This window comes from Pseudomonas sp. EA_35y_Pfl2_R111, assembly GCF_963970955.1.
Taxonomy (GTDB): Bacteria; Pseudomonadota; Gammaproteobacteria; order Pseudomonadales; family Pseudomonadaceae; genus Aquipseudomonas.
Window position 1 is genome coordinate 345,829 of the sequence record NZ_CAXAOM010000004.1, and the last position, 22,079, is coordinate 367,907.

27 protein-coding genes, 1 pseudogene and 1 riboswitch are annotated in these 22,079 nt (G+C 60.0%); of the genes and pseudogenes, 14 read left to right on the top strand and 14 right to left on the bottom strand.

The window, feature by feature from the left end; all coding sequences use genetic code 11:
• Positions 1-92: 92 nt before the first annotated feature.
• The gene (locus AACY25_RS17075) at positions 93-890 is read right to left on the bottom strand and encodes a tetratricopeptide repeat protein (protein ID WP_445262161.1); all 798 of its coding nucleotides are present in this window, start codon (positions 888-890) and stop codon (positions 93-95) included.
• Between the two features lie 149 nt (positions 891-1,039).
• On the opposite strand from AACY25_RS17075, the gene AACY25_RS17080 reads away from it, so the two are divergent.
• From AACY25_RS17080 to AACY25_RS17090, 3 genes are all read left to right on the top strand, one after another.
• A complete protein-coding gene (locus AACY25_RS17080; RefSeq protein ID WP_339526131.1) occupies positions 1,040-1,414 on the top strand; it encodes a tetratricopeptide repeat protein in 375 nt (124 codons plus the stop codon).
• Between the two features lie 68 nt (positions 1,415-1,482).
• Positions 1,483-1,905 (top strand): DUF4124 domain-containing protein, encoded by a 423-nt coding sequence (locus AACY25_RS17085; protein WP_339526133.1) that lies wholly within the window; start codon positions 1,483-1,485, stop codon positions 1,903-1,905.
• Positions 1,906-1,965: 60 nt separating this feature from the next.
• Positions 1,966-2,328: a PilZ domain-containing protein gene (locus tag AACY25_RS17090; protein ID WP_339526135.1), complete on the top strand. Its 363-nt coding sequence runs from the start codon at positions 1,966-1,968 to the stop codon at positions 2,326-2,328.
• A gap of 139 nt (positions 2,329-2,467) precedes the next feature.
• Here the strand turns inward: AACY25_RS17090 and mqo are convergent, their stop codons facing one another.
• Together mqo and AACY25_RS17100 are read right to left on the bottom strand one after the other, a co-directional pair.
• Entirely contained in the window at positions 2,468-3,970 is a 1,503-nt protein-coding gene (mqo, locus tag AACY25_RS17095) for a malate dehydrogenase (quinone) (RefSeq protein ID WP_339412799.1), read from the bottom strand.
• A 455-nt stretch (positions 3,971-4,425) separates the two neighbouring features.
• Positions 4,426-4,659 (bottom strand): hypothetical protein, encoded by a 234-nt coding sequence (locus AACY25_RS17100; RefSeq protein WP_339526137.1) that lies wholly within the window; start codon positions 4,657-4,659, stop codon positions 4,426-4,428.
• 172 nt (positions 4,660-4,831) lie between these two features.
• On the opposite strand from AACY25_RS17100, the gene AACY25_RS17105 reads away from it, so the two are divergent.
• The gene (locus AACY25_RS17105) at positions 4,832-5,416 is read left to right on the top strand and encodes a YajG family lipoprotein (protein ID WP_339526138.1); all 585 of its coding nucleotides are present in this window, start codon (positions 4,832-4,834) and stop codon (positions 5,414-5,416) included.
• A gap of 85 nt (positions 5,417-5,501) precedes the next feature.
• On the opposite strand, the gene AACY25_RS17110 is transcribed toward AACY25_RS17105, so the two are convergent.
• Positions 5,502-5,708: a hypothetical protein gene (locus tag AACY25_RS17110; RefSeq protein ID WP_339526140.1), complete on the bottom strand. Its 207-nt coding sequence runs from the start codon at positions 5,706-5,708 to the stop codon at positions 5,502-5,504.
• 269 nt (positions 5,709-5,977) lie between these two features.
• Here AACY25_RS17110 and AACY25_RS17115 point away from each other — a divergent pair, with 269 nt between their 5' ends.
• Complete coding sequence (locus AACY25_RS17115) at positions 5,978-6,265, top strand: hypothetical protein (protein WP_339526142.1); 288 nt, start codon at positions 5,978-5,980, stop codon at positions 6,263-6,265.
• A gap of 64 nt (positions 6,266-6,329) precedes the next feature.
• On the opposite strand, the gene AACY25_RS17120 is transcribed toward AACY25_RS17115, so the two are convergent.
• Positions 6,330-7,496, bottom strand: coding sequence for a 1-acyl-sn-glycerol-3-phosphate acyltransferase (locus AACY25_RS17120; RefSeq protein ID WP_339526144.1), 1,167 nt, complete (start codon positions 7,494-7,496; stop codon positions 6,330-6,332).
• A gap of 128 nt (positions 7,497-7,624) precedes the next feature.
• Between AACY25_RS17120 and AACY25_RS17125 the strand changes: the two genes are divergently transcribed.
• From AACY25_RS17125 to AACY25_RS17135, 3 genes are all read left to right on the top strand, one after another.
• A complete protein-coding gene (locus AACY25_RS17125; protein WP_339526146.1) occupies positions 7,625-7,807 on the top strand; it encodes a CPXCG motif-containing cysteine-rich protein in 183 nt (60 codons plus the stop codon).
• Complete coding sequence (locus AACY25_RS17130; RefSeq protein ID WP_339526147.1) at positions 7,807-8,067, top strand: putative signal transducing protein; 261 nt, start codon at positions 7,807-7,809, stop codon at positions 8,065-8,067. The genes AACY25_RS17125 and AACY25_RS17130 overlap by 1 nt, the downstream gene beginning before the upstream one ends.
• 82 nt (positions 8,068-8,149) lie before the next feature.
• Entirely contained in the window at positions 8,150-8,767 is a 618-nt protein-coding gene (locus AACY25_RS17135) for an SOS response-associated peptidase (protein WP_339526149.1), read from the top strand.
• A 60-nt stretch (positions 8,768-8,827) separates the two neighbouring features.
• Here the strand turns inward: AACY25_RS17135 and AACY25_RS21050 are convergent, their stop codons facing one another.
• Together AACY25_RS21050 and AACY25_RS21055 are read right to left on the bottom strand one after the other, a co-directional pair.
• Positions 8,828-9,670 carry a methyl-accepting chemotaxis protein gene (locus tag AACY25_RS21050; protein ID WP_445262166.1) on the bottom strand — a complete coding sequence of 281 codons (843 nt, stop codon included), beginning with the start codon at positions 9,668-9,670 and terminating at the stop codon, positions 8,828-8,830.
• Positions 9,671-9,685: 15 nt separating this feature from the next.
• Positions 9,686-10,975, bottom strand: a pseudogene (locus AACY25_RS21055) (HAMP domain-containing protein); the annotation flags it as partial.
• Positions 10,976-11,153: 178 nt separating this feature from the next.
• Here AACY25_RS21055 and AACY25_RS17145 point away from each other — a divergent pair.
• Positions 11,154-11,966, top strand: coding sequence for a M48 family metallopeptidase (locus AACY25_RS17145; RefSeq protein WP_339526153.1), 813 nt, complete (start codon positions 11,154-11,156; stop codon positions 11,964-11,966).
• Positions 11,967-12,019: 53 nt separating this feature from the next.
• Here the strand turns inward: AACY25_RS17145 and AACY25_RS17150 are convergent, their stop codons facing one another.
• The 4 genes from AACY25_RS17150 to AACY25_RS17165 form a co-directional block, all read right to left on the bottom strand.
• Positions 12,020-12,463, bottom strand: coding sequence for a ketosteroid isomerase-related protein (locus AACY25_RS17150; protein ID WP_339526155.1), 444 nt, complete (start codon positions 12,461-12,463; stop codon positions 12,020-12,022).
• Between the two features lie 105 nt (positions 12,464-12,568).
• Positions 12,569-13,153, bottom strand: coding sequence for a TMEM165/GDT1 family protein (locus AACY25_RS17155; RefSeq protein ID WP_339526156.1), 585 nt, complete (start codon positions 13,151-13,153; stop codon positions 12,569-12,571).
• Between the two features lie 76 nt (positions 13,154-13,229).
• Positions 13,230-13,361, bottom strand: a riboswitch (yybP-ykoY riboswitch).
• 36 nt (positions 13,362-13,397) lie between these two features.
• On the bottom strand, positions 13,398-14,396 hold the full coding sequence (locus AACY25_RS17160) for a class I SAM-dependent methyltransferase (protein ID WP_339526157.1): 999 nt from the start codon (positions 14,394-14,396) through the stop codon (positions 13,398-13,400).
• A gap of 28 nt (positions 14,397-14,424) precedes the next feature.
• Positions 14,425-15,390 (bottom strand): 2-hydroxyacid dehydrogenase, encoded by a 966-nt coding sequence (locus AACY25_RS17165; protein WP_339526158.1) that lies wholly within the window; start codon positions 15,388-15,390, stop codon positions 14,425-14,427.
• Positions 15,391-15,472: 82 nt separating this feature from the next.
• Here AACY25_RS17165 and AACY25_RS17170 point away from each other — a divergent pair, with 82 nt between their 5' ends.
• Positions 15,473-16,102 (top strand): LysE family translocator, encoded by a 630-nt coding sequence (locus tag AACY25_RS17170; RefSeq protein ID WP_170049089.1) that lies wholly within the window; start codon positions 15,473-15,475, stop codon positions 16,100-16,102.
• Positions 16,103-16,304: 202 nt separating this feature from the next.
• Here AACY25_RS17170 and smpB read toward each other — a convergent pair whose 3' ends face one another.
• Positions 16,305-16,787, bottom strand: coding sequence for an SsrA-binding protein SmpB (smpB, locus tag AACY25_RS17175; protein ID WP_339414484.1), 483 nt, complete (start codon positions 16,785-16,787; stop codon positions 16,305-16,307).
• A 162-nt stretch (positions 16,788-16,949) separates the two neighbouring features.
• Here smpB and AACY25_RS17180 point away from each other — a divergent pair, with 162 nt between their 5' ends.
• The 3 genes from AACY25_RS17180 to AACY25_RS17190 are packed head-to-tail and all read left to right on the top strand — an operon-like array spanning position 16,950 to position 19,135.
• Positions 16,950-18,353 carry a sodium-dependent transporter gene (locus AACY25_RS17180; protein ID WP_339526159.1) on the top strand — a complete coding sequence of 468 codons (1,404 nt, stop codon included), beginning with the start codon at positions 16,950-16,952 and terminating at the stop codon, positions 18,351-18,353.
• Between the two features lie 34 nt (positions 18,354-18,387).
• Entirely contained in the window at positions 18,388-18,822 is a 435-nt protein-coding gene (locus AACY25_RS17185) for a type II toxin-antitoxin system RatA family toxin (protein ID WP_275961702.1), read from the top strand.
• Positions 18,815-19,135, top strand: coding sequence for an RnfH family protein (locus AACY25_RS17190; protein WP_339526161.1), 321 nt, complete (start codon positions 18,815-18,817; stop codon positions 19,133-19,135). The genes AACY25_RS17185 and AACY25_RS17190 overlap by 8 nt, the downstream gene beginning before the upstream one ends.
• 74 nt (positions 19,136-19,209) lie before the next feature.
• Here the strand turns inward: AACY25_RS17190 and AACY25_RS17195 are convergent, their stop codons facing one another.
• Positions 19,210-19,728: an outer membrane protein assembly factor BamE gene (locus AACY25_RS17195; RefSeq protein ID WP_339526162.1), complete on the bottom strand. Its 519-nt coding sequence runs from the start codon at positions 19,726-19,728 to the stop codon at positions 19,210-19,212.
• Between the two features lie 97 nt (positions 19,729-19,825).
• Between AACY25_RS17195 and fur the strand changes: the two genes are divergently transcribed.
• Positions 19,826-20,230, top strand: coding sequence for a ferric iron uptake transcriptional regulator (gene fur / locus AACY25_RS17200; protein ID WP_090375878.1), 405 nt, complete (start codon positions 19,826-19,828; stop codon positions 20,228-20,230).
• A 62-nt stretch (positions 20,231-20,292) separates the two neighbouring features.
• Here the strand turns inward: fur and recN are convergent, their stop codons facing one another.
• Positions 20,293-21,966 carry a DNA repair protein RecN gene (gene recN / locus AACY25_RS17205; protein WP_339526165.1) on the bottom strand — a complete coding sequence of 558 codons (1,674 nt, stop codon included), beginning with the start codon at positions 21,964-21,966 and terminating at the stop codon, positions 20,293-20,295.
• Between the last annotated feature and the right edge of the window lie 113 nt (positions 21,967-22,079).

Genomic DNA, 22,079 nt, shown 5'->3' on the forward strand with positions numbered 1-22,079 from the left:
GCACAGGCTCCTGAGTTTCGACGTTACGCGAGGCTACTATGCCGCAACCCTGTAGTCATTGTTCCTCTGCACTACCTTGCCGGCCCGAGGGTTTAGCGATTGAGCGCCTGATCCAGATGACGGGCGGCTTTGTCGTTCAGCTCGCTGCCAGGGTATTGCACCAGCAGGCGGCGCAGGTAGGTGATGGCCTTGTCGCGGCTGGCCAGGGGATTGTCCGGAGCCAGGTACATCAGGCCGAGTTGGTACAGGGCCTTTTCCTTGATATCGGCGGGGATGCCGGGGTCGCTCAGGGCCAGCAGGTAGAGCTCTTCGGCTTCGCCGACGCGGTTTTTCAGTACGGCGCGGCGCGACAGCAGGGTCATGTCCGCATCAAGGCTAGGCTTGTACAGGTCGAGCTGTTGATTGGGCTTCCAGTGCGCGAGCAGTTCGCGCGAGGTTTTGTGCACCGGCTCGTCTGCCCGCTCGCGGATCATCACGATACGCGCCTCGGCCCGTTCCGCAGCGCGGCTGGCGGGGAACTGGTTGAGCACCTGATAGAAGTAGTTGAGCGCCTTGTTGTCATCGCGCTGTTCGTTGAAGCGGTTCATATACAGCAGGCCGATCTGGTACAGCGAGATCGCACGCACCTCGTCGCTGAGCTTCTCGTCACGGTAACCGGTGAGGTACAGCTGCTCGGCCTGTTCGCTTTTGGCATCGCGGATGGCCTGGGCGCTGTAGGTCAGCAGATCACCTTCATCCTCGATAGCGGCGAGCATGCGGTTGTTCTTCAGGGTCTTGTATTCGACCACTTCGTTAGTGGTGATCTGCGCAATAAACAGAGGCGTGGTGGGCGAGCAGGCGCTCAGCAGGGCGAAACACAGCAGCACTAGCGGGCGAGAGGAAGGCAACATGACAGCTCCTGGGCGCAATGGCCATTGCGCGCCAGTCTAGTCAGACGTGTGAGCGCTGGCCAAGTGGTTGGCGGCATTACCCATCAGAGGATATGTTGCTGCAGAATTTTCCGAGGCAGTCGATACACTGCTCATTGGAGGAGAGGCTTATGCGCATACTGTTTATTGTTCTGCTGGTGGTGGGTGTGGCGGGCTGCAACCGTTACTCGTTCGATCACCACCTCAATAGTGCCTATCAGGCCTACGACCGCGGTGAGTGCGAGGCGGCCATCCTGTCGCTTTCCAAGGCCGAGCGAAACAGCCGCTCGCGGCGTTATATGCAGCCGGAAATCTCCCTATTGCGTGGCCAGTGCCTGGAGCGTCAGGCGCTGTTCGTCGATGCCATGCAGACCTATCAATTCATCGTCACCAACTACCCGGCCAGTGAGTACGCCTACCGTGCACGTGCACGCATGGACACCCTTCGCCAGTTGGGACATGACGGCGTCGATGTGGCCGTCAAGGTTACGCCGGTCAAACCCTGACCGCTGGTCGTTACAGGCCATAGAAGGCTATTCTCGGCGGTAAGCTGAGGTTTTACGGGAAGGAATCCATGCGCGTCTTGTTGTGCCTATTATTATTGCCGGGGCTGGCGGCTGCGGAAATCTATCGCTGGACCGATGCCAATGGCCAGGTGCATTTCGGTCAGCGTCCAGCGGCAGTCGGGGCTGAGAAGGTCGAGGTCAAGCCGCAGGTGGTCGAGCGTGACCAGCTGACCCGTGAGCGCGAAGAGCGCACCAATCGTTTCTATGAGGCGCGCCGCGAGGAGCAGGCGCAGGCGTCGGCTGTGGCTGCGGATAACCAGGCCAAGCGTGCCGAGGAATGCAGCGAATTACGCAAAAAACTGGCCTCGATCCCTGAAGGGCGCAGCTATTACCGCACCGAAGCGAACGGCGAGCGTAGTTACTACAGTGATGATCAGCTCGATACCGCCCGTCAGCAATTGCAGAGCCGGATGTCTGAACGCTGTTCCTGAAACTGGTTTAAGCGCAGTAGTGGGGCCATACTCAATGGCCATCTATAGCGATTTGCCACTATGTCCAAACATATTCAGCGCAGCATCGAGCGGCATCAGTTGCCGTACTACCTGAAGGTGTTCAATCGCATCACCGATAAACCTATGGGCTATATCGGCAATGTCTCCCTGGACGGACTGATGCTGATCAGTCAGCTGCCCCTGCTGGTGGGCGCACGCTTTGACATGCGCTTGAAGATCCCTGGGCACGATGCGCAGCACTACATTGATTTCTCAGCCACCTGCCAGTGGTCCCGAGAGGATGTCACCCCAGGTTGCTATGACTCAGGCTTCGCCCTGGTCGCACCGCCTGGTGACTATGTTGAGATGGTCGATGCGCTGCGGCATTACTTCAGTTTTCGCTCTATGGCTGCATCGGCCTGACTTGATCACCCCGGCAGGCAATAAAAAACCGCCCCTAGAGGCGGTTTTTTATTGCCTGCCATCCCTGGCGGCTACCCTTCGGACCGTCGCTGGCGCGACGTTAAAAATTGCTCCCTGCAATTTTTTATTGCAGCGCGGTTTAGGCGCTGACGGTTTGTTCCAGCTGTAGCAGCGCGTCGGAGCGCGACTGCACCTCGCGGTAGCGTTCGGCGTCGCTGGCGAGAACGTCAGCCATGGCCGGGAAGATCTCGTTCAGTTTGGTGCGCCATTGCTCTGACTTCACCTGTTCGCCGAAGCACCGCTGGATGAGATCAAGCATGATCGAGACTGTTACCGAAGCGCCTGGCGAGGCGCCTAGCAGTGCGGCGAGAGAACCGTCTTGTGCTGCCACCAGTTCGGTTCCGAACTGCAGGATGCCTCCGTTCTTCGCATGCTTCTTGATGATCTGTACGCGTTGGCCGGCTATCTCGATGCGCCAGTCTTCAGCTTTGGCCTCTGGATAGAAGCCGCGCAGGGTTTCCAAACGCTTCTCTTCGGACTGCAGTACTTCCTTGATCAGGTAGCGGGTCAAGTCGAAGTTGTCGCGCGCTACGGCCAGCATTGGACCAATGTTGTTGAAGCGGATCGACAGCGGCAGGTCGAGGAACGAACCACGCTTGAGGAACTTGGTGGTGAAACCGGCATAAGGGCCGAACAGCAGTGAGGTCTTGCCCTCCACGACGCGGGTATCCAGGTGCGGTACCGACATCGGCGGCGAACCGACTGCTGCCTGGCTGTAGACCTTGGCCTGGTGCTGCTTGACCACTTCCGGGTTGTCGCAACGCAGCCACTGGCCGCTCACCGGGAAACCGCCAAAGCCTTTGCCTTCCGGAATGCCGGACATCTGCAGCAGCGGCAGCGCCGCGCCACCGGCGCCGAGGAAGACGAACTTAGCCTGAATTTCGCGGTTGCTGCCGTTATTCAGGTCCTTGACGCTGACGCGCCAACCTTGACCACTGCGCTTGATCCCAACGACCTTTTGGCTGCAGGTGACTTTGGCTTCGTTCTGCTGGCGCAGGTGCTCGAGCAGGTGGAGCGTCAGTGCGCCGAAGTTCACGTCGGTACCGGCCATTACGCGGGTGGCAGCGATGGGCTCGTTCGGGTCGCGACCCGGGAGCATCAGCGGCATCCATTCAGCCATGGTGGCGCGGTCTTCGCTGTATTCCATTTCGCTGAAAGCGTGATGGGTTGTCAGCGCCTTAAAGCGCTTCTTCAGGAAGTCGATGCCTTTTTGGCCGCGCACGAAGCTTAAGTGCGGAATTGGGCTGATAAACGATTTAGGCGAGCCAAAGCGACCTTTCTCGACCAGGTAGGCCCAGAACTGCTTGGATTCCTCGAACTGAGTATTAATGGTCACCGACTTTTTGATGTCGATCGAGCCGTCTTCAGCTTCCGGCGTGTAGTTCAGCTCGCACAGGGCCGCATGGCCAGTGCCCGCATTGTTCCACGGGTAAGAGCTTTCGCTTGACGCGCTGCTCATCATCTCGAGCACTTCCAGCTTGATCGCCGGGTCGAGCTCTTTCAGCAGTACGGCCAGGGTCGCACTCATGATGCCGGCACCAACCAGCACCACATCCATTGTTTCGTAATCGTTTTGCGCCATTACCACTTCTCCGCAAACCAGCACTCAATAGACGTTAGTCAGCTTGTGTACGCACACAGCTAATCAGCAGTCGGCGAGACGCTCAGGGTTGAAAGAAGCAGGCTTCTGGGTGCAGATGCCAACCGCGAGATCGTTCATTTTCGCCACACTCTTGTGAAGTTTTCCAAACCGTTTTTTCACGCTCTTTTGGAGTCGTGAACCTCAAAACACGTCTGCCAGGGCCGACTTTTCCACGATATAAAGCGACCATTGCAGCAACTGCATGGCATTTCACGGGGGGAAAAGCGGCGGCCGGAAGGCAGCGCGAAGTGGGCGACTCTCTGGGGCGCGGCCGATGAATGGTGCATCAGCGTGACGGCAGGGCCCGAACAGGAGGCGTCCTTATAATCGGGGCGCGATTATAAGGGCAAAGCAGGAAAATTGATCGCCTGGTGTGACTTTTCTTCTTCCGCCGGTCAGGCCGCCAGCGTTTGCTGCACGCGCAGGCATGGCGTGACCTGGGCGGTTCTGACGCCGGCAGGCAGCGGTCGATTGAGCCAGCTTGGGCAGCTGTGTTGCACCTCAATCCAGCCGGAGCCTTGTGGTACCTGGGCTGAATGGCGTAACGCGCGGCAGATGCTTTGCGCATCGATCAGGGCAAATGAGCGCATCGGGCGGCGTGGGGCGAGTAGGTTGCGCAGTGAGAACATGGCGAATCACTCATGAGCAGGGAAGACTAAAGTCTTATGCCTGATGCGCATGACAAAGGCGTTACGGGAACCTGTTACCCCCTTGGACGTCCTAACAAGCAACGCTGTCAGGCATTTACCGCGCTGGTTATACTGCGCGCCACTTCTGCCCCTTATTTATGGAGAGTTGAGCATGCTGCATCGTCTGCTGTTTGGTCTGGTGGCTGTTGCCAGCCTTACTCTGGTGGGTTGCGCCCACAGCCCGCAACAACTCAGCCCACAACCCAAACTCAATAGCCCGCTGACCGCGGTTGGCCAGGGCCAGCCGGTGGTGGTGCGCGTGGCCGATGGTCGTCCTTCTCCCGTATTGGGCACCCGTGGCGGCCTTTACCCGGAAACCAGTGCGATCAGCGTGACCGGTCAGGACATCCTGCCCAAGCTGCAGGCCCAGGCGGAAGCGGCGGTTCGTCTGCTCGGCTTTACCCCAAGCGCGAATGCCTATAACGCGCCGCAGCTGACCCTGACTCTGGCCGAACTGAAGTATCAGTCGCCGAAAGACGGGATGTACGTGACCGAAGCGGATATGACCGCCACCTTCCGTCTCGATGTGCAGAACAGCAGCCGTCGCTACAGTGGCCGTTATGGCGCCTCGCTGAACCAGCGCTTCGGCATGGCGCCGAATCAGGCGACCAACACCAAGCTGATCAGCGATGTGTTGAGCGATGCCCTGACCCGCGCCTTCAAAGACCCGACCATCAGCCAGATGCTCGCGCAGTAAGCCTTAGCGCAGTAATTAAAAAGCCCGGAATTTTCCGGGCTTTTTTACATTTGCGAGTTGCGCGCCTGCAGCGATAACCCCGGTTTTAGGCCGCCTCGCTGTAAAACTCCGGCAGGCTCATGCCGGTGCGCGTGTCTATGTCGGGCAGGGCGTAGTGCTCGTGACCGCCCATGGCGCAGTAGACCAGCCAGTGGTCGTCCTGCACATTGAACGACAGGCCATCGATGACGGCGTCCACGTCATCCAGCGAATCGATCAGGTAGTCGCGGTCTTGGGGTTGGGCATGCAGCATGGTGTGATCCTCCATGGATATTAAGGCCGGTCGCCGTGCACGAAGCCTGTGTGGCCAAGGCTTTGGGACGAGTGTTAGACCATAGCTCAGGAAAATGACAGTGTTTAGACCGCTTGGTCATAGCGACTGCGATTCGTCGGAATCGAACCGCGGGTGCGGCAACCTCCGGTAGACTCCGCGGCCGTATTTGGACTGCCCGATACTGCTTCGGGTTTGCTGATAATCAGGCGCGACGTTGATCGCCTGCCTTATAGAAGTAGAGGTTGAGCATGTCGTTGCAAGCGCTCTGGTTGCTGATCGAAGGTCAGCCTGGGCAGTGGCTGAATGGGTTGGCGCTGTTTTTTGCCCTGGCCGGCGCATGGTTGCTGCTGGCCACCCGCATGCGCGAGCAGCGTGCGCAGGCGCGGTGGCTGGCGGGTAGTGAGCTGAATGAACTGGCGGATGAGGCCTATGCCTTTGACGAGCCGACCCTGCGCCTGAACCAGTTTTTCTACCGTTTTGCTTATGCCTGCCTGGCGTCGGCACTGCTGCTGTCTTGGTTTAGCACGCAGCTGTAACTGGGTTTATCCGGCAATAAAAAACGGCAGCCAGTGGCTGCCGTTTTTTATTGCCTGCACGTCCCTACAGCGGTAGGCCGGCCTTGATCCGGTACTGGTTACGCACCGGATTGGCGTATTGCAGGATCAGGTAGGGCTGTTGCTCGCTTGGGCAGTTGGCCAGGCGCCGCTGCCATTCGTTCTTGGCTGCGCTGAGTTCTGCTGCGGGGAATAGCTCGGCGGCGCTGGGCACGGTCAGTTCCGGGTCGCGGTCCGCCCACATGGCGTAGGCCAGGTAATGCACGGGAAACAGTCGATAACCGGTAAGGATCTGCCGGTCCATTTCCGCTGCCAGCAGTTTGCTGTCTTCCAGGCCCTGACTGACCGGCGCACCGAAGTGCACATGCACGCGGCCTTTGTAGCCGGTAATGCCGAGGGCGATGCTCTGGTCATCTTCGCCGGCGGCCTTGGTGTAGCTGCCGCTGCTGGCGCGGATAAACAGCTCGCGGGCCTTGGCCTGGTCGCAGGGGTCGTACTCGTAGCTGATCGATACCGGCGTTAGGCGCAGGGCGTCGATTACCTCGGCGAACGGCTCGCCCTTGCGGCTCATATGGAACATCTTGAGGATCGCCGAATCCGTGCGGTCATCGCCATCCTTGGCGCGGCCTTCGGCCTGGGCGATCCAGATCGACTCGCCATCATTGCGGATCGAATGATTGATATAGGCCGACAGCAGCTGATAAGCCGCCAGTTTCTCGCGCCGTCCGCTGATCGAGCGGTGCACGATAAAGCTCTTGTTCAGGCGCATCAGATCGCTGACAAAGGGCTTCTGCAGCAGGTTGTCGCCGATGGCAATGCGCGGCGTGGGTAGGCCGGCGTGGTACACCGCGTAATTGACAAACGCCGGGTCCATAACGATATCGCGGTGGTTGGCGAGAAACAGATAGGCCTTGCCTGCCTGCAGATGTTCGATGCCGGAGTAGCTCACACCATCGGTGGCTTGCTCAATGGTGTGGTCGACATAGCTCTCGATACGCGTTTGCAATTGCGCCACAGAACTCACGTCGCGAAACTCAAGACGCAGGCGATAGGCTATAAGTGGTTTAAGCAGCCAGCCTAGCGACGATGCCAGGCGCGGGAAGCGGAACTGGGTGAGGATGCCGAGAAACGCATCGTCGGCCAGCAGGCGCGCCAGCACGGCAGGGACTTCGGCGTCGGCGTAAGGTCGGATGGCATCGAATTCGCCCATCATGCTCTCTTGTTGTGGGTGGCTGTGGAGATGCTCAGTGCTCTGGTCGTCGCGCGCGACAATGCATGTTGCGCGACTGCAGGGCCAGCTATAGACCGGCGATTATACGCCCAAGTCACAAGGAGACAGCGATGCTGGAAAGCCAGGACTACCAATGCCCTTATTGTGGCGAGCAGGTTGAGGCGCTGCTCGACCTTTCCGCCGGCGATCAGCAGTACATCGAAGACTGCCCAGTGTGTTGTCGGCCCATCGTATGTTCGCTGCAGACCGATGGTGAGGACTGGAGCCTGGACGTGCGCGGGGAGAATGACTGATGCAGCGAATCTACGAGCCGCAGGACCTGATGGAGGGCGAACTGCTGCTGGTTATGCTGGCCAGTGAGGGGATAGAGGCTTATCTCACTGGGCAGCATTTGGCCGGTGCGGTGGGTGAGTTACCCGCCTGCGGCTTGCTCGGGGTGATGGTTGAGGATGACCAGGCGCACAGCGCACGACAGCTGATCGCCGCGTACAATGCTGCGCTGCCGCTGCCGACGGATGAGCCTGAAAGTTTTCAAGGTTCGTTGCTCTGCTAAAAAATCTGGCAGCGTCCCTCTGACCTAATTCTTGCTGGCCGTCTGGTCGGTACATTGACTGCTGAACGCTATCGAGTTTCCCATGTGTGGACGTTATGCCCTGTTCCGTTGGACGCCTGCATTTGCGGCGATTCCCGGTTTCCCTGCTGATCAGTTACCGCACTGGAGCATTTCGCCCAATAGCCAGGTGTTGCTGCTGCGCAATGTCGAGGGTGAGCGCCAGTTGACCCGCGCGCGCTGGGGGCTGACGCCGCCCTGGTTGACCGATCTGACCAAAACCCCGGCCCAGGCCCGTGCGGAAACCCTGGCCGAGCAGCCGATGTTTCGTGAGGCGTTTCGCTTGCGTCGCGGCCTGCTGCCCGCCAACGGGTTTTACGAGTGGCGGGGCACCGCGCGCAAGCGTCCGTACTGGCTCAGCGGTGAGACCACGCCGCTGTATTTCGCCGCATTGTGGGAGGCCTATCCGGTTGAGGGTTGCGTCTACCTGAGCGCGGCGGTGGTAACTCAGGCGGCAGCCAGCCAGCGACGCCCACTGATTCTCGATGAGGCCGGCCAGGCTGCCTGGTTGGTTGCCGATACCCCAGCGGCCGAGTTGCAGGCCTTGCTGGCGAGCCCGCAACCGGCGCTGCGCGAGCGGGTGTTGGCGAATCTGATCAACGATCCCAAGCTGGATGCGCCTGAGTGCCTGACCCCGGCGTAGCCAAAGCGGTATAAAAAAGGGCGGACTGTTATGGCAGTCCGCCTTTTTGTTGCTGCTTGATCAGACCTTGAACTGGTTGATCAGCCGGCGTTGCTGTTCGGCCAGCTTGGTCAGCTCGGCGCTGGCCTGGCTGGCTTCGTCGGCACCCCCAGCCACTTCATTGGCCACCTGGCCGATATTGGTGACGTTGCGGTTGATGTCCTCGGCCACCGCGCTTTGTTCTTCGGCCGCGCTGGCGATCTGCGTGTTCATGTCGTTGATCACCGAGACCGCCTGGGTGATAGATTCCAGTGCCTCGGCGGCCTGGCTGGCCTGTTGCACACTGATCTCGGTCTTGCTTTGGCTGTCTTCCATGACCGTGACCACGTCGCGCGTACCCTGTTGCAGCTGCTGAATCATGGTCTGGATTTCTTCGGTGGCTTTCTGGGTCTTTTGCGCCAGATTGCGCACCTCATCGGCCACAACGGCAAAGCCGCGGCCCTGTTCGCCTGCGCGTGCCGCCTCAATGGCGGCGTTGAGTGCGAGCAGGTTGGTTTGCTCGGCAATCCCGCGAATTGCCACCAGGATGGCGGTGATGTTCTCGCTGTCTTTGGCCAGGGTTTGCACCACGGTGACTGCGCGGCCGATTTCCTGCGCCAGAGCGGCAATTGCATCGGCGGTGTGTTGCACCGTCTGCTTACCCTGATTAGCCGCGCGGTCCGCATGACTGGCCGCTTCGGCCGCATGGGTGGCGTTGCGCGCCACGTCCTGGGCGGTGGCGGTCATTTCATGCACGGCGGTGGCGACCAGTTCGATCTCCGCCAGCTGTTTCTGCACCCCGGTATTGGTGCGGATGGCAATGTCGGCTGTGTGCTCTGAGGAGTCACTGACTTTCTGTACCGAGCTGACGACTTGGCTAATCATGCTTTGCAGTTTGCCGAGAAAGGTGTTGAAGCCCTTGGCGATGTCGCCCAGTTCGTCACTGCGGTTCACCTCCAGGCGGCAGGTCAAATCGCCATCGCCCTGGGCGATGTCGTCAAGCATGGTCACCATCTGCCGCAGCGGACGGGCGATGCCGTAGCCGACAAACCAGATCACCAGCATGCCAATACCGGCAACCAATAGGCCCACCAAAGCCATACCCAGGGTGTCAGCTTCAGCTTGCTCAGTAAGCCCGGCCTGCAACTCATTCAGATTGGCAAATACCGCGCTGGTCGGCAGCACGATGGCCAGGGTCCAGCGTGTCGAGGTGCCGGCGACCTGGAACGGCAGCAGCAGTTGCAGCAGTTGGCGCTGCTCGTCGAGTTTGTTGATCGGTTGATCGTTGCTGCTTTGCTTGAGCTGACTCAGCAGCTCGGCATCAATCACCTTGCTGGCCGGCTGACCTATCAATGAGGCGTCTTGGGTCGCGGCGATCAGGGTGCCGTTGGCGGCGATCAGGGCAAGTTCACCGGCGCCGTCGTAGAGTTCGCCTTTGGCTGTATTCAAGCGCTCCTGGATAAAGTCCAGGGCCAGATCATTGCCGGCAATGCCGCGGAACTGGCCATTGACCATGATCGGCGCGTTGAAGGCGGCGACCAGTACCTGCTTGCCGCCGAAGTCGTAGGAGGCTGGGTCAATCACGCAGGGCTTGCCAGTTTCCTTGGGGCACAGGTAGTACTCACCCGTGCGCACCCCGGTAGGTTGAACCTCTTCGCTTTCCATCTGCTCCACGGTCAAGGCGTCGAGCTTCAGTTGGTCGCCATCCCTGTACCACCACGGCATAAAGCGGCCGGTATGGTCGTAGCCGCTTTCCTTCTGATTGACGTAGAGGTCGTCGTCCTGATCGAAGGCGTTGGCTTCCCAGCCGATGTAGAGGTCAAGTAGTTCCGGGTTGGCCTTGAGGTATACACCGACCAGGCTGCTTAGTTCTTCGCGGGTCAGGCTGATGCCGGGGCTGCCATCCGTGCTGCCATCCGTGCTGCCCATCTGGCTGTTGAGGGTGGCCAGGGATTTTGCCACGGTCATGGGGTGCTCAAACTGGCGCTGCAGCTGGCCGACCTGTGCTTTGGCCAGAGCGTTCAAGCGTTGCTCGATCACATCCTCTAATAGGCCCTGGGTGCGTTCTTGCACGTGGGTCTGGGTACGCGCGCTGGTGAATAGGGCGTAGAGCACCAGGGCGACGACCACAGCCAGGATGCTAGCCCCCGCCATAAGTGCAACGGAGGACTGGATCGACTTGAATCGCATAGGGACTCCTAAACGTGTTGGTTGCACCCGTCCCTGGCTTATCGGCAGCGTAGCTTCAAAGCATTAGCTCGCCCCTGCCACTAGCAAAGAGCCTTGTGCGGCTTAGTGCAAGTTGTGCGGGTTGTTTTGCCCAGGTGCACGGCCTAGCATACGGTCCCTGTCGTGAAGGAGAGCTGACATGAAGATCCCATTTCGCCTGGCCAGTCTGGCGTTCTGCAGCCTGCTGACAGCCTGCCAGGCTGTGAACACCACCAGTGGCGGTGCCGTAGGTGTTGAGCGCAAGCAATACATGTTCAGCATGCTCTCGACCCAAGAGGTCAATCAGATGTATGCCCAGTCTTACCAGCAGACTCTGGGCGAAGCGTCCAGCAAGGGTGTGCTGGATAAGACCAGTAATAACGCCAAGCGCCTGCGCACCATTGCCGGTCGTCTGATCAAGCATGCCCCATTGTTTCGTCCGGATGCGGCGCAGTGGCAGTGGGAGGTCAACTTGATCAAGAGCCCTGAGCTGAACGCCAACTGCGGTCCGGGCGGCAAGATCATTTTCTACAGCGGGATTATCGAGAAGCTCAAGCTCACCGACGATGAGATCGCCGCGATCATGGGGCATGAAATGGCCCACGCTCTGCGCGAGCATAGCCGCGAGGCGATGTCCAAAGCCTATGGTGTTGAGATGGCCAAGCAGGGCGCTGGTGCCTTGCTCGGTCTGGGCTCTGACAGCTTGGCCCTGGCCGACGCAGCCGTGCAGTACGGCATGATGCTGCCGAACAGCCGTGGTAATGAGAACGAGGCCGATCTGATCGGTCTTGAACTGGCAGCGCGTGGTGGCTACAACCCCAATGCCGCGGTCAGTCTGTGGCAGAAAATGGCCGCCGCCAGCGAAGGTGCACCGCCTGAGTTTATGAGCACGCACCCCGCATCAAGCAGTCGGATCGCTTCCCTGCAGGCGGCGATTCCCAAGGTGATGCCGTTGTATGAACAGGCACGCTAAAGCCCTGTAAACAAAAGCCCCCAGATGGGGGCTTTTTGTTGAGCGCTAATTGTTCAAGGCAGTGCCTTGGCTGCAAAAGGCTGGGTCGCCAGGCCCAGTTGTGAGCGAAAGCTTTCCATGTCGAACATGGTGCAAATTTCCTGAATTTCATTGCTTGGGGTAATGGTCCAGAAGGCCATGGCCGAGATGCTCAGTATCTTGTCGCTGGGTGGGTAGCCGAGTGCAGGCTTCTGGATGGTGCCGATCAGAGTGCTCCAGGTGACAACCTTATTATGCTCGGCGATGCATTCCTCAATCACCACCTGCAGGTCGGGCATGGCATGGCGTATGTCCTGCACCATCTGGGCAAACGCAGGGCTGGTCAGCGGTCTGCCGATAAACGAGCTCTTGTAGAGAAAGTCTTTGCTGTGCAGTTGCTCGGCCAGCGCGGTGCGGCCTTTGTTCCACGACAACTCGATATGGTGACGTACCAGTTTTTTCCGATCATCCAGTGACATCGGTGTCTCCCTGACTGCTGAGTGGGCAGGATGTTGCGCACTGTAGCAGCCGCCGGGAAGCCGAAGTATTGGCCGAAACGCCAGCACCCTGGCGTCAACTTGATGTCAAATAAGCCCGCTGAATGTCAGTGCCTGATAGCTGGCATACACCGCCAGTGCGGCAAAGGCGCAGGCCGCCAGGCGGCGGATCAGGGTCAGTGGCAGGCGCTCGGCCGCGCAATTCCCAGCCAGCACCACCGGTACGTTGGCCAGCAGCATGCCAAGAGTGGTACCGATCACCACCAGGATAAAGTGCGGGTACTGCGCGGCCAGCATCACTGTGGCGACCTGGGTCTTATCGCCCATTTCCGCGAGGAAGAACGCGATCAGCGTCGTCATGAATGGCCCATAGCGTTTGAGCTTGGAGCTTTCATCGTCATCCAGCTTGTCGGGGATCAGTGTCCACAGGGCTACGGCTACAAAGCTGGCGGCAAGAGTCCAGCTCAAGGTGGCGGGGGAAAAGAAGCCTGCAACCCAGTTGCCGATCGCGCCGGCGGCGAAATGGTTGGCCAGGGTGGCGACCACGATACCCCAGATGATCGGCCAAGGTTTGCGAAAGCGCGCGGCCAACAGCAAGGCGAGCAGCTGCGTTTTGTCGCCGATTTCGGCCAAGGCAACGATAAAGGTCGGAACAAACAGGGATTCGAGCATCAGGCTTTCCTAAAGGGGCGGGTCGACACGGCTATGACACGTACAGCCTTCCCGCCCCGGGTAAGGTGTGCGTGTCATAGGTCTGGTCAAACCGCAGGCCCCTCTGAGTGGGCCTTGGGTCGCACGCGCCATGCTCTGCTGAGCAAGTATGTTGACGCGTGCCGGGCGAGCTGGCGCTCGCGGGAGACTACTCCCCTAGGACGCGCGCATTCTGCCCGCGCATCCCTGATAGGGCAAGCGCCGTTTAGCCTTTGCAGGCGCGGTAGATGCGAAAGCCTGTGGCGTCGGCGAGGGTCTGGCAGGGACCGAGGTGCTGTTCGATCAGTGGAGGGTATTTAAGAAAGCTGTTGGCGACCAGTCGCAATTCGCCTTCGTTGGCCAGGTGCTGGCTGGCCTGGCGCAGCAGGTGTTCGGTGGCCTGGTAGTGAGTGTGCACGCCCTGGTGAAAGGGCGGGTTGCTAAGGATCGCACTCAGGCCCGTAGGCGCCGCATCGATGCCGTCACCATTGATGACATCGGCCTGCAGGCCATTGGCGGCCAAGGTCAGGCGGCTGCTTTCAACGGCGAAGGCGTCCACGTCCAGCAGGGTGAGCTGGCTATCCGGGTAGCGGCGTTTCAGCGCCGCGCCGAGTACGCCTGCTCCACAGCCGAAATCCAGGATATGCCCGCTGGGCAAGCCGTCTAGGTGTTCAAGCAACAGCGCGCTGCCGACGTCCAGGCGACCGTGGCTGAATACGCCCGGCAGGCTGAGTACCTGCAGGGGGCCGTCGGCCAGGGCTAACTCGTAGCGTTGCGCCAGGCTGTGCAGATCCGGCGTGGCCGGTGCGTGCTCAACCCGTACTTGCCAGAGCTGGCAGTGCCGCGCGCTGTCGAGCTTGCGTGCTTGACCAAAGGTTGCCAACTGCTTGGCTGCGCGCTCGATGCCCGCGCGTTTTTCGCCGACCAGAAACAGTTCACGGCCATTCAGGCGTGCCGCCAGGGCATTGAGCAGGTACTCGGTCAGCTCGCGGGATTTTGGTAGAAACAGCACGGCTGCCTGGAAGTCGCGTTCGCTAGGTTGAGTGCCAAAGTGGCAGCGATTGCTGAAGCGGGCATCCAGCAGCGCGTGCTCGCCAGCATGCCAGCTCCAGCCGTGTGCCTCGGGGAGTTGGCCGAGCAGGTCATCCGCCGGCAAGCCGGCAAGCAGCAGCGGGCCGTTGAAGAGTTCGGCCTGGCGCAGCAGTACTTCGCTTCGCGGGTCCATAAGCGCTCCTGGAAAAAAGTCGCGTAGCTTAGCTGACAACGCGCATGGGCGTGCCGTTGAAGAATGCCAAAGCGTTTTCACTGAGCTGGCCGACGATGCGTTGCCGCGCTTCGCGGCTGCCCCAGGCGCTGTGTGGGGTGATGATCAGCCTTGGAATATCGGCGGCGAGCAGTGGGTTGCCGTCTTTCGGCGGTTCCTGGGTCAGCACATCGGTTGCCGCGCCGCCCAGGTGGCCTGCACGTAATGCGTCGGCCAGGGCCTGCTCGTTGATCAGGCCGCCGCGGGCGGTATTGATCAGAAAGGCCGTGGGCTTCATCAGGCTGAGCTCGCGGGCATCGATCAGGTTCAGGGTGTCGCTGTTCAGCGGGCAATGCAGGGTCAGGGCATCGACCTGGGGCAGCAGTACATCCAGTGGCAGGCGGTCGGCTCGACGCGGTCGACCTGGCAGCTGACCGAGCAGCACGCGCATGCTAAAGGCCTCTGCCAGTTTTGCGACTGCGCCGCCCAGCTCGCCATGACCGAGCAGGCCGAGGGTTTTGCCGTGCAGCTCGACGATCGGGTAATCGAGCAGACAGAACTGCTGCGCCTGCTGCCAGCGGCCGGCGCGAACGTCCTGCTGGTAATCGGGTAGGCGCGTGGCCAGGGCCAATAGCAGCATCAGTGTGTGTTGCGCCACCGATGGCGTGCCGTAACCCTGGCAGTTGCACACGGTTACGCCATGGGCGCGGGCGGCAGTCAGGTCAATCGGGTTAGTCCCGGTGGCGGCCACCAGCACCAGCTTCAGATCTGGACAGGCGGCGAACACCTCGGCATTCAGCGGCACCTTGTTGCTGATCGCCACCTGCGCGCACTGTAAGCGCTCGATAGTTTGCGCCTGGGTGCTGTGCGGATACAGCTGCAGGTCGGCAAAGCAGGCGTTCAGGTTGGACAGGTCAAGGTCGCCCAAGTCGAGTGAGCTGTGGTCGAGAAAGGCGGCGCGGTGACTGTTACTCATCAGCTGTATCTATCCTGCGGGTTTGGGCGGGGAGTAAGGTGGCGAGCCTAACAGAATCATTTCGACGTCGCGGAGCCGCCCCATGTACTGGACCGAGTTTTTAGCTGTGGCCCTGATCCACTTGCTGGCTGTGGCCAGCCCTGGCCCGGATTTCGCGATTGTGGTGCGCGAGAGTGTCGCGCATGGGCGGCGTGCAGGCATCTTTAGCGCGATTGGCGTGGGCTGTGGGATCTTTATCCATGTGGCCTATTCGCTGCTGGGTATCGGCTTGATCGTGTCGCAATCGATTGTGCTGTTCAACGCCCTGAAGTGGCTGGCGGCGGCTTACCTGCTGTACATCGGTATCAGGGCATTGCGGGCCAAACCGGCAAGCTCGAGCGATGCCGAGTTGAGCCTGGATGAAGGTGAGCGCTCGCCGCGTGCAGCCTTTGTTGCAGGCTTTGTAACCAATGGCCTGAACCCCAAGGCTACGCTGTTCTTCCTGTCGCTGTTTACCGTGGTGATCAACCCGCATACGCCGCTGCCGGTGCAGGCGGGCTACGGCGTTTATCTAGCGGTGGCCACGGCGCTGTGGTTCTGCATGGTCGCGCAGCTGTTCAGCCACCAGCGCGTGCGTGCCGGTTTCGCGCGCATGGGGCACTGGTTCGATCGGTTGATGGGGGCGGTGCTGGTCGGGTTGGGCGTCAAGCTGGCGTTTAGCGAGTTGCGCTAAGAACCTGTCTAACGCCTGCTGCGCGTCGGCCCTGCTGCGTTAAAAACAGGCTCTGAATGCTCATTTACATCAGTAAACTCCGCTTCCTTGCCTGTTTTTGCCTTGCATGGCTCTAGCTCGAAAGACGTTAAACAGGTTCTGGGTCGAGCGCTGCAACGAAAACGCCCCGCATCTGCGGGGCGTTTTCGTTTAACAGGCTCGCTTACTCGTCTTTGCCTTTGCTGCGCATCGCGCGCTGCACTTCGCGGTCGGCGTCACGTTCTTTCTCGGTGTGGCGTTTGTCGAAGTCCTTCTTGCCCTTGGCCAGGGCAATCTCGCACTTGATCAGGTGCGCCTTCCAGTAAATCGACAGGGCCACGCAGGCATAGCCTTTCTGCTGTACGGCGCCGAACAACTTGTCCAACTCGCGCTTGTTCAGCAGCAGCTTGCGGGTACGCGTTGGGTCGGCAATCACATGGGTGCTGGCCGCCGTCAATGGGGTGATGTGGCAACCCATCAGCCAGGCCTCATCGTTTTTCAGCAGCACATAGCTGTCGACCAACTGGGCCTTACCGGCGCGCAGACTTTTCACTTCCCAGCCGGCCAGGACCAAGCCTGCCTCGAACCTGGATTCGACGAAGTAGTCGTGCATCGCCTTCTTGTTTTGCGCGATGGTGCCTTGCGGGTGTTTCTTTTGTTTAGCCATAGGGCGCGCATTATAGGGAGTCACTGGCGCGGGCGCTATGTGCGGTAGGGCAAAATCAGCTTCGCTGGGCGTCTGATGCAGCGCGGCGCCGGCTGCGCTTGAGCCGCCCTGGCGAATCCCCGACAATGCGCGATCTTTTTCAATAGAGCGGGCTAGCCGAGCATGGCGAACGATAAGGTTTCGATACACGGTGCCTGGGCCAGCCGTTGGGTGTTTATTCTGGCTGCGACCGGTTCGGCAGTTGGTTTGGGCAATATCTGGAAGTTTCCCTATATGACCGGCATGTACGGCGGTGGGGCTTTCGTGATGATGTACCTGGTATGCATCTTTATGGTCGGCTTGCCGATCATGCTCGCCGAAACCCTGATCGGTCGACGCGGTCGGCAGAGCCCGGTGAATACCCTCAAGACCCTGGCCATTGAGTCAGGCGCCTCGCCGAAATGGTCCTGGGCCGCGCTGGTGGGGATGGTTGCTGCTCTGTTGATTCTGTCTTTCTATAGCGTGGTGGCAGGCTGGTCGCTGGACTACATCCTCAGCATGGGCGGTGGCCAGTTTGCTGGGGTCAGTGCCGAGGGCGCTGGCGCGGCGTTTGGTGCGCTGACGGCTGACCCATGGCGACTGACCCTGTGGCATACCTTGTTTATGCTGCTGACCGGCTTTGTTATCGCCCGTGGCGTTGTGGCTGGTCTTGAACGCAGCCTGCGCATCATGATGCCGCTGCTGTTTGTGCTGTTACTGGTGCTGCTGGGTTACAGCATGACCACCGGGCACTTTATGCAGGGCTTCCACTTTCTCTTCGATTTTCAGCCGGACCGCGTGCTTGATGGCGTGCTAGCCGCCATGGGCCATGCCTTCTTCACCCTGAGCGTCGGTGTAGGCGCGATCATGGTCTACGGCTCATATATGCCGAAGAGCGCTTCGATTGGCGGCACCATTCTCACCGTTGGCATTCTCGATACCCTGGTGGCTCTCACGGCCGGTATGGCGCTGTTCCCCATCGTCTTCGCCGGTGGCCTTGAGCCAGGCGCAGGTCCGGGGCTGATGTTTGTCACCCTGCCGGTGGCGTTCGGCAATATCGCCTTTGGCCAGGTGATGGGCACGCTTTTCTTTATCCTAGTGCTGATCGCTGCCTGGACTTCGTCGATCTCCATGCTCGAGCCGGCGGTGGCCTATTTGGTCGAGCGCACTAAGCGCAGCCGGGTGCTGGTGACCAGCGTGCTGGCGTTCCTCTGCTGGGTAGTCGGCATGGGTACGGTGCTGTCGTTTAACCTGGGGGCTGAGGCGAAGTTCTTTGTCTTTGGCGAGGATGGTTTCCACCTGTTCCAGTGGGGGGCAGAAGGTGGGCGGAATTTCTTCGACACCATTGATTACCTGACCAGTCGTATTCTGTTGCCGTTCGGTGGCCTGGCGTTCGCCATATTCGCCGGCTGGGTGCTCAAACGTGAGGCGGTGCGTGAAGAGCTGGCGATGAAAAGCCCGCTGCTGTTCAGCGTGGTGTACTGGTTGATTCGTGTGGTCGCGCCAATTGGCGTGCTGATCGTATTTGTCGCAGAGCTGAGCAAATGATCGCCTGCATCCTGTTTAGCCAAGTGGTTGGGTTATGAGTACTCATATTCAGCGTTCGGCGCTGTTGCCTTATCCGGCGCGTGCGTTGTTTGATCTGGTCAATGATGTGGCCAGCTATCCGCAATTTCTGCCCTGGTGCTCGGCCAGCGAAGTGCTTGAATCAAGCGACACGCATATGCGTGCCAGTCTGGCAGTGGCCAAGGGCGGCTTGAGCCAGCGCTTTGTCACGGCCAACACCCTAGTGCCGGGTGAGCTGATCAAACTGACCCTGGTCGAGGGGCCGTTTACTCAGCTGTATGGGCATTGGGAATTCAAGGCGCTGGGCGACAAGGCCTGCAAGATCAGCCTCGATCTGACCTTCGACTACGCCGGGCCGCTGGTACGGGCAACCCTCGGGCCGCTGTTCAATCAGGCCACCAATACCTTGGTTGATGCCTTCTGCCAAAGGGCCAAGCAGCTTTATGGATAAGCCAAACATCGTGGTTGAGGTGGTCTACGCCCTAGCCGACAAACAGAAGCTGCTGCGGTTGAGTCTGCCTTATGGCACCACGGTGCGTCAGGCGGCGGTGCAGTCTGGAATGCAGGCGCATTTTCCCGACTTGGATCTGCACAACAGTCCGCTGGGCATTTTCGGCAAGGCGGTGAGCAAGCCCGATGATCGCGTGCTGGAAGAGGGGGAGCGAGTAGAGATCTATCGGCCGCTGATTGCTGACCCGAAAGAGGTGCGCAAGCAACGTGCGGCCAAAGCGGCGCAAGCCAAGGCCGAAGACGCCGCACAGTAAGTGTTGAAAGCGTGGCTTGCAGAGGTGCAGGCGTAAAAAAGCCCGGACATGTCCGGGCTTTTTATCAGTAAATTTTACTGCGGGGTGCTTTCCAGGGGCTCTGGCGTCGGCACTGGCACGACTTTCACGTCGTCCACTTCGCGCTGAATCTGTTCAAGCAGCGATCCCGGGGCGGGTTTCTCTTCAACCTGCGGCTGCTGAGTGGTTTGCGGCGTTGTAACGCCGCTGTCTTCACCCAGAATGGCCTGGTCGCGGCTCACGCCTGGCATGAAGTCGCCAGACAGACCGACCAGCTGATCCTCAGCATTGAAATTCACGCTGACGCGCTCCTGCAGGCGTTGACCGCCGCCCGGCTGAATGCTGTACAGGTAGTCCCAGCGATTGGCGTGGAAGGTGTCGGTGAGCAGGGGGTTGCCCATGATAAACCGCACTTGCTTGCGGGTCATTCCCGGCCGCAACTGGTCTATCATGTCCTGCGTGACGACATTGCCCTGTTGGATGTCGATTTTATAAACCCCGGGGAATGAACAACCGGCGAGTGCGAGTAGCCCCGTAAGGGTGAGGCTGGTCAGCAGGAGTTTGGTTTTTTGCATCGGTGGGCGACTTCCACTATCTTGGCTGGGCAATATAACCCCGGATCATACCCGCAATAAAGGAAGCTGCGAAGCCGCTTCCGTGAGAAAGCAGACCATGGTTGAAAATAGCGAACTACGCAAGGCTGGCCTGAAAGTGACCCTGCCACGGGTCAAGATACTGCAAATGCTCGACCACGCCGGTCAGCGTCATATGAGTGCTGAAGATGTCTACAAGGCGCTGATGGAGGCGGGTGACGACGTAGGTTTGGCAACTGTGTACCGCGTACTGACCCAGTTTGAAGCAGCCGGTCTGGTGGTTCGTCATAACTTCGATGGCGGTCATGCGGTCTTCGAATTGGCGGACAGCGGTCATCACGACCATATGGTTTGTGTCGACTCCGGTGACGTGATCGAGTTCTTCGATGCCGAGATTGAGAGGCGCCAGAAAGAAATCGTCAAAGAGCACGGTTTCGAGTTGGTTGATCACAATCTGGTGCTGTATGTGCGCAAGAAAACCTGATTGATGCAGGCATAACAAAGGCGACCCTAGGGTCGCCTTTGTGCTTTCTGCGCGGCGCTGAATCAGGCCTGAGCGCTACCGACCATTTGCCGGGCGTGGGCCAGGGATTCCTCGGTGAGGTCAACGCCGCCGAGCATGCGGGCGATTTCCTCGACTCGCTGCGCCGGGCTCAATTTGCTCACAGCGGTGCGGGTGGCATCGCTTTCGCGCACCTTGTGCACGAACAGGTGCTGATGCCCTTGCGCTGCAACCTGCGGCAGGTGAGTGACGGTGAGTACCTGGCCGCGTTCGCCGAGGCGGCGCAGTAACTGGCCGACTACTTCGGCGGTAGGGCCGCCGATGCCGACGTCGACTTCATCGAAGACCAGGGTCGGCACTCGCGAGGTTTGCGCGGTGATCACCTGAATTGCCAGGCTGATGCGCGACAACTCACCGCCCGAGGCGACCTTGGCCAGGGCCTTCAACGGCTGGCCAGGGTTGGCGCTGACCAGAAACTCCAGCTGCTCCAGGCCGTTGGGGTGCGGTTCGCTGTTGCTGTTGGCGCTGAGTTTGATATTGAAACGCCCGCCGGGCATGCCCAGCGTCTGCATTTCCTGCTCGACAGCAGTGGCCAGTTGGCTGGCCGCGTTATTGCGCAGGGTACTGAGCTCCGCTGCTTTTTCCTGGTAATGCCGTTCGAAGGCGGCCAGTTCGTCGCTCAGGCGTTCGGCGGCCTGGTCGTCGGCGTTGAGGCTTTCCAGTTCTTCGAACAGCTGTTGCTGCATGGCGCCCAGCTCGGTTGGCTGGATGCGGTGCTTGCGCGCCAGGGTGTAGATCGCGTCCAGGCGTTCTTCCATCTGCCGCAGGCGTTCAGGGTCGGCGTCGAAATGGTCAAGAAAGCGGTTCAACTCACCGACGGCTTCTTCTACCTGGATTTGCGCGCTGGCCAGCAGGTTGGTGGCTTCGCTCAGTGCGCCGGGTTGGCCCTGGAAAGCGCCGAGGCGGTTAAGGCTGCTGGTCAGGGCGGACAGTACGTTGCCAGCGTCATTCTCGCTGCACTGCTCGATTACCAGGCGGCAGGCGCTGAGCAGGCTTTCGGCGTTGGTCAGGTTTTTGTGTTCCTGCTCCAGGTTGTCCAGCTCATCTTCGCCGAGTGCCAGGTTGTCGAGTTCTTCCAGCTGGTAGCTGAGCAACTGATGACGGGCGCGCTGTTCGTCGCCGATGCTGGAAACCCGTTCCAGCTCATTCTTGGTCTGCTTCCAGCGCTGCGCCGCGAGCTGCACCTGGCGCGCCAGTTCCTGGCTACCGGCGTATTCGTCGAGCAGGCGGCGGTGGGTCTCAGGCTTGAGCAGGGATTGGTGTTCATGCTGGCTGTGGATGTCGATCAGCAGCTCGCCGAGGGCCTTGAGGTCACCCTGCGGGCAGGGTGAGCCGTTGATATAGCCACGCGAGCGGCCTTCGGCGGTGATCACTCGGCGCAGGATGCACGGGCCGTCATTGTCCAGATCGCGCTCGGCCAGCCAGGCGCGGGCTTCGGGGATGTCGTGCAGGTCGAAGCTGGCGAGGATGTCCGCCTTGTCCGCACCGGGGCGCACTACGCCGCTGTCGGCGCGATCACCCAGGGTCAGGCCAAGGGCGTCGAGCATGATCGACTTGCCGGCGCCAGTTTCCCCGCTGATTACGCTCATGCCGGCGTCCAGCTCTAGATCAAGGTGTTCAACGATGGCGTAGTTGTGTACGGACAGGTGCACCAGCATGGCGAGGGCCTCCCAAGTTCATGTCTGGTTATTTATACAGTGTTTTTTTGTGGGCTGACAATCCGTCTGTTGTCCTTGAAACCACATTTTTTGACCCCATATAGCGGTCAGGT

What these genes read in the sequence shown, in the direction of transcription:
- AACY25_RS17075 (WP_445262161.1), bottom strand. Translation starts at nt 890, where the DNA reads ATGTTGCCTTCCTCTCGCCCGCTAGTGCTGCTGTGTTTCGCCCTGCTG.
- AACY25_RS17080 (WP_339526131.1), top strand. Translation starts at nt 1,040, where the DNA reads ATGCGCATACTGTTTATTGTTCTGCTGGTGGTGGGTGTGGCGGGCTGC.
- AACY25_RS17085 (WP_339526133.1), top strand. Translation starts at nt 1,483, where the DNA reads ATGCGCGTCTTGTTGTGCCTATTATTATTGCCGGGGCTGGCGGCTGCG.
- AACY25_RS17090 (WP_339526135.1), top strand. Translation starts at nt 1,966, where the DNA reads ATGTCCAAACATATTCAGCGCAGCATCGAGCGGCATCAGTTGCCGTAC.
- mqo (WP_339412799.1), bottom strand. Translation starts at nt 3,970, where the DNA reads ATGGCGCAAAACGATTACGAAACAATGGATGTGGTGCTGGTTGGTGCC.
- AACY25_RS17100 (WP_339526137.1), bottom strand. Translation starts at nt 4,659, where the DNA reads ATGTTCTCACTGCGCAACCTACTCGCCCCACGCCGCCCGATGCGCTCA.
- AACY25_RS17105 (WP_339526138.1), top strand. Translation starts at nt 4,832, where the DNA reads ATGCTGCATCGTCTGCTGTTTGGTCTGGTGGCTGTTGCCAGCCTTACT.
- AACY25_RS17110 (WP_339526140.1), bottom strand. Translation starts at nt 5,708, where the DNA reads ATGCTGCATGCCCAACCCCAAGACCGCGACTACCTGATCGATTCGCTG.
- AACY25_RS17115 (WP_339526142.1), top strand. Translation starts at nt 5,978, where the DNA reads ATGTCGTTGCAAGCGCTCTGGTTGCTGATCGAAGGTCAGCCTGGGCAG.
- AACY25_RS17120 (WP_339526144.1), bottom strand. Translation starts at nt 7,496, where the DNA reads ATGATGGGCGAATTCGATGCCATCCGACCTTACGCCGACGCCGAAGTC.
- AACY25_RS17125 (WP_339526146.1), top strand. Translation starts at nt 7,625, where the DNA reads ATGCTGGAAAGCCAGGACTACCAATGCCCTTATTGTGGCGAGCAGGTT.
- AACY25_RS17130 (WP_339526147.1), top strand. Translation starts at nt 7,807, where the DNA reads ATGCAGCGAATCTACGAGCCGCAGGACCTGATGGAGGGCGAACTGCTG.
- AACY25_RS17135 (WP_339526149.1), top strand. Translation starts at nt 8,150, where the DNA reads ATGTGTGGACGTTATGCCCTGTTCCGTTGGACGCCTGCATTTGCGGCG.
- AACY25_RS21050 (WP_445262166.1), bottom strand. Translation starts at nt 9,670, where the DNA reads ATGATTAGCCAAGTCGTCAGCTCGGTACAGAAAGTCAGTGACTCCTCA.
- AACY25_RS17145 (WP_339526153.1), top strand. Translation starts at nt 11,154, where the DNA reads ATGAAGATCCCATTTCGCCTGGCCAGTCTGGCGTTCTGCAGCCTGCTG.
- AACY25_RS17150 (WP_339526155.1), bottom strand. Translation starts at nt 12,463, where the DNA reads ATGTCACTGGATGATCGGAAAAAACTGGTACGTCACCATATCGAGTTG.
- AACY25_RS17155 (WP_339526156.1), bottom strand. Translation starts at nt 13,153, where the DNA reads ATGCTCGAATCCCTGTTTGTTCCGACCTTTATCGTTGCCTTGGCCGAA.
- AACY25_RS17160 (WP_339526157.1), bottom strand. Translation starts at nt 14,396, where the DNA reads ATGGACCCGCGAAGCGAAGTACTGCTGCGCCAGGCCGAACTCTTCAAC.
- AACY25_RS17165 (WP_339526158.1), bottom strand. Translation starts at nt 15,390, where the DNA reads ATGAGTAACAGTCACCGCGCCGCCTTTCTCGACCACAGCTCACTCGAC.
- AACY25_RS17170 (WP_170049089.1), top strand. Translation starts at nt 15,473, where the DNA reads ATGTACTGGACCGAGTTTTTAGCTGTGGCCCTGATCCACTTGCTGGCT.
- smpB (WP_339414484.1), bottom strand. Translation starts at nt 16,787, where the DNA reads ATGGCTAAACAAAAGAAACACCCGCAAGGCACCATCGCGCAAAACAAG.
- AACY25_RS17180 (WP_339526159.1), top strand. Translation starts at nt 16,950, where the DNA reads ATGGCGAACGATAAGGTTTCGATACACGGTGCCTGGGCCAGCCGTTGG.
- AACY25_RS17185 (WP_275961702.1), top strand. Translation starts at nt 18,388, where the DNA reads ATGAGTACTCATATTCAGCGTTCGGCGCTGTTGCCTTATCCGGCGCGT.
- AACY25_RS17190 (WP_339526161.1), top strand. Translation starts at nt 18,815, where the DNA reads ATGGATAAGCCAAACATCGTGGTTGAGGTGGTCTACGCCCTAGCCGAC.
- AACY25_RS17195 (WP_339526162.1), bottom strand. Translation starts at nt 19,728, where the DNA reads ATGCAAAAAACCAAACTCCTGCTGACCAGCCTCACCCTTACGGGGCTA.
- fur (WP_090375878.1), top strand. Translation starts at nt 19,826, where the DNA reads ATGGTTGAAAATAGCGAACTACGCAAGGCTGGCCTGAAAGTGACCCTG.
- recN (WP_339526165.1), bottom strand. Translation starts at nt 21,966, where the DNA reads ATGCTGGTGCACCTGTCCGTACACAACTACGCCATCGTTGAACACCTT.